5 protein-coding genes and 1 pseudogene are annotated in these 3,744 nt (G+C 74.4%); 1 reads left to right on the forward strand and 5 read right to left on the reverse strand.

Features of this window, described 5'->3' with window-relative positions; genetic code table 11:
- A pseudogene (locus AB0M20_RS31765) lies at positions 1 to 436 on the forward strand (hypothetical protein); the annotation flags it as partial.
- 4 nt (positions 437 to 440) lie between these two features.
- On the opposite strand, the gene thiD reads toward AB0M20_RS31765, so the two are convergent.
- From thiD to AB0M20_RS31790, 5 genes are read right to left on the reverse strand one after another with little or no spacing between them, the layout of a single operon-like run.
- On the reverse strand, positions 441 to 1,205 hold the full coding sequence (gene thiD / locus AB0M20_RS31770) for a bifunctional hydroxymethylpyrimidine kinase/phosphomethylpyrimidine kinase (RefSeq protein WP_364304012.1): 765 nt from the start codon (positions 1,203 to 1,205) through the stop codon (positions 441 to 443).
- Entirely contained in the window at positions 1,202 to 1,867 is a 666-nt protein-coding gene (locus AB0M20_RS31775; RefSeq protein WP_364304013.1) for a thiamine phosphate synthase, read from the reverse strand. Before AB0M20_RS31775 ends, thiD begins: the two co-directional genes overlap by 4 nt.
- A complete protein-coding gene (locus AB0M20_RS31780; RefSeq protein WP_364304014.1) occupies positions 1,861 to 2,607 on the reverse strand; it encodes a thiazole synthase in 747 nt (248 codons plus the stop codon). Before AB0M20_RS31780 ends, AB0M20_RS31775 begins: the two co-directional genes overlap by 7 nt.
- Before the next feature lies 1 nt (position 2,608).
- Complete coding sequence (gene thiS, locus AB0M20_RS31785; protein WP_364304015.1) at positions 2,609 to 2,809, reverse strand: sulfur carrier protein ThiS; 201 nt, start codon at positions 2,807 to 2,809, stop codon at positions 2,609 to 2,611.
- Positions 2,806 to 3,732: an FAD-dependent oxidoreductase gene (locus tag AB0M20_RS31790; RefSeq protein WP_364304016.1), complete on the reverse strand. Its 927-nt coding sequence runs from the start codon at positions 3,730 to 3,732 to the stop codon at positions 2,806 to 2,808. The genes thiS and AB0M20_RS31790 overlap by 4 nt, the downstream gene beginning before the upstream one ends.
- Positions 3,733 to 3,744: the final 12 nt, after the last annotated feature.

The raw sequence follows: 3,744 nt of genomic DNA on the forward strand, positions 1-3,744 counted from the left end.
GTCGGCCGCTCAGCCGGCCGCCCAGCCGGCCGGGCGCGCGCCGCGACTGCCACGTCGCAGCCGGGGCTCCGGGCCGACGCCGGCCGATCACAACACCGGTGAGCTGCCCACCTTCAACGCTTTCGCCAACCCGAGCAAGGGCAGGCCGCGGGACAAGGAGGAGCCGTACGTCCCGGCGCCCGCACTCCCCCAGATCCCGCCCGAGGCGTTGCCGCCGCCGGAGCCGCCGCAACCGAGGAACGTCGACGCCCGCCCGGAGAATTTGCGCGGCACCCCGCTGGTTCCCGAGCCGCACGTGCTGTCGAAGCCGCTGCCCGACCCCGAGCCGGTGACGCCGCCGCTGAGTGTGACCCCGGCGCCGAGCCGGTCGCGCAACCGCCGGCAGACGACGGACGACGAATACGTCGACTGGGTCAGCAAGCTGGGCAACGACTGAGCCGTCACCCCCAGCCGAAGTGGTCGAGCGGGCCCGGTCCGGCGCCGAGCCGCCACAATCGGCCGCCGCTCAGCGCCTCGGTCACATAGCGTTTCGCCTTCCGCACGGCGACCGGGACGGGATCGCCGAGCGCCAGCCCGGCCGCGATCGCCGACGAGAACGTGCACCCCGAGCCGTGGTTGTGCACGGTGTCGACCGGCTCGCCGCGCAGCAGGGTGGTCGCACCGTCGTGCCGCAGGGCGTCGACGCCCGTCTCGCTCCCGGTCACCACGACCGTTCCCGGACCAACAGCGGCAAGGTTGGCGGCCGCCTCCGCCATCTCCTCGGTGGTCGTCACTCGCCGCCCGAGGAGGGCGCCGGCTTCGTGCCGGTTCGGCGTCACCACCGACGGGTACGCGAGCAGCGGCCGGACCGCCGCGACGTTCGACAGCGGGCTCCCCGAGGTGGCGATCAGCACCGGGTCGACGACGAGGTGCGGAAACCGGTCGACCCGGGCGGCGATCACCTCGGCGACCTCCGGGTCCCCGATCATCCCCACCTTCACGGCCGCGACCGGCAGGTCGTCGAGCACGGCGTCGAGCTGCTCGGCGACGACGCCGGCCGGCACCGGATGCACGGCCCGCACACCGGTGGTGTTCTGCGCGGTGACGGCGGTGATCACCGACGCACCGAAGACCCCTAGCGCGGCGAAGGTCTTCAGGTCGGCCTGGATCCCGGCGCCACCTCCGGAGTCCGACCCGGCGATCGTCAGCACCACAACCGGCGTCACGACGCACTCCCGAAAAGTGGTCGCCCACCGCCCAACCGCGAAAGTGGTAGCCCAGCGGGCCTTTCGGGGCCCGGATGGCCTCCTGGGCTACCACTTTTCGCTTGGGACCACGCTGCGGCCAGGTCGGCTGCGACCCGGAGGGGATCGTCGGCTCTCATCACCGCGCCCATCACCGCCACCCCCGCGGCGCCCGCTGTCCGGCATGCGCGCACCCGGGCGGCCGAGTCGATCCCGCCGAGGGCGAGCCACGGCCGTTGCGCGGCGACCGAGAAGCCGATCGGCGGGCCGTAGCCCGGCTTGGACGCCGTCGGGTAGATCGGCGACAGGGTCAGATAGTCCTCGCTGGACAGTCGGGCCACCTCTTCGGCCGAGTGGCAGGAGCGGCCGACCACCCGCACCGGCGTGGTGGGGAGCGGGTCGCGGGCGGCCAGGTGCACGGCGTCGCCGCCGAGCGGATCCGGGCCGGCGATGATCAGACGGCCCGCCGGGAGCACCGTGCGCAGCTCGTCGGCGAGGGCTCTGCGCTGCGCGTACCTCAGATCGCGCTCACGCAGGACGACCCATGCGGCGCCGCCGCGAACCGCTTCCCGGACCACCTCCACCAGCGGGCCCGCGGCGGACCGCCGATCGGTGAGCACGACGAGCCCGCCCGGCGTCACCACGTCGCCTTCCCCTCGTCGGGGGTGGACGCCAGCGCGTGGAAGCGCCGCGGGATGCGACCCGCCTCGAACGCCAGCCGGCCCGCCTCGACCGCATGCCGCATCGCCGAGGCCATCAGCGCCGGATCGTCCGCCCGCGTGACGGCGGACGCGATCAGCACCGCGTCGCAGCCCAGCTCCATCGCCAGCGCCGCGTCCGAGGCCGTGCCGATGCCCGCGTCGAGCACCACCGGCACCGACACGTTCTGCCTGATCAGCCGGATGTGATGCGGGTTGGAGATGCCCAGGCCAGAGCCGATCGGCGAACCGGCCGGCATCACCGCGGCGCAGCCCACCGCTTCCAGCCGCCGGGCCAGGATCGGGTCGTCGTTGCTGTACGGCAGCACCGTGAACCCGTCCGCCACCAGCGTCTCCGCCGCCCGCAGCAGCTCCACCGCGTCCGGCAGCAGGGTCCGCTCGTCGCCGATCACCTCGAGTTTGATCAGGCTGGTCTCGAAGGCCACCCGGGCCAGCCGCGCCGTCTTGATCGCGTCCGCGGCGGTGTAGCAGCCGGCCGTGTTCGGCAGCACGCGCACCCCGCAGCGGTCGAGCATCGGCAGCAGGCCCGGCCCGGCGGCGTCGATCCGGCGCAGCGCGACGGTGACCAGCTCCGTCCCGGACGCACGGATCGCCGCCTCCAGCTCGGTCAGGCTGCGCGTGCCGCCGGTGCCGAGGATCAGTCGGGAGGCCTTGAAAAGCTCCACGTCAGCCGCCCTGCGCCGCGGTCAGCACCTCGACCCGGTCGCCCTCGGCCAGGCCGGTCCGCGCCCACACCGAGCGGGGCACCACCTCGCCGTTGACCGCGACCGCGACGCCGCGCCGGGCGTCGGTGAGCCGCGCGACCAGCGCCGCGACGTCACCGCCGTCCGGGAGGCTCATCGCGCGACCGTTGACCGTGAGCGTCACGAGAATCTCCCTGGATCGAAGGGGGCGAGCAGCGGGTCGGCCTCGCCGGTCACGACCAGCTCGGCGATGAGGTCGGCGGTGATCGGAGCGAGGAGTACGCCGTTGCGGTGGTGCCCGGTGGCGACGACGGTCCGGTCGTCCAGCCGGCCCAGCAGCGGCTCGTTGTCCGGTGTGGACGGACGGTGCCCGGCCAGCATCTCGGTGACCGCGAAGTCGGCCAGCGCCGGCACCAGATCCACGGCCGCGCGCAGCAGGTCGAGGATGGCGCCGGCGGTGACCGCGTGGTCGGTGCGCTCCTGCTGGGTGGCACCGACGATGACGTCGCCGTCGGCCCGCGGCACCAGATAGACGTGCCGGCCGTCGGCGTATCCGCTGATCACGTGCCGCAGCAGGCCGGGCTCGCCGCGCAGCCGGAGCAGCTCGCCCTTGACCGGTCGCACCGGCAGACCGGTCAAGGCGGCGGTTCCGACGCCGGCGGCGACGATCACCCGATCCGCGTCGAGGGCGGCGAGGTCCTCGACCCGCTCGGGAACGACCGTGACCCGTTCCCGCAGGGCGGCGACGACCCGGCGCGGATCGACCTGCCGGTCGTCGGCGAGATGGCACCCGGCCCGGACCCGCGGTGACAGGGCGGGTTCGAGCTGCCGGACCTCGCTCGGCGTCAGCCCTTGCCGTGCCCACTCCCGGCGGGCCTGCTCGAGATCGTCGGCGGTCAGGACGACGGCGAGTGTCCCGTCGGCGGGCAGCGGCACGCCGAGCTCGTCGGCGAAGCCGGGCCAGCGGCGGGCGGACTCGACCATCAGCCGGCCGAGCGCCGCGCTCTGCCAGGTGCTCTCGTTCCCGGCCGCCAGCATGCCCGCCGCAACGAACCAGGCCCCGGGGTGCTCCGCCCTTGCCGAAGGCTCGGCGGCCGGAAGCGGCACAGCGTCGAAGAC

The sequence above is a fragment of the Actinoplanes sp. NPDC051633 genome, assembly GCF_040681735.1.
Lineage (GTDB): Bacteria > Actinomycetota > Actinomycetes > Mycobacteriales > Micromonosporaceae > Actinoplanes.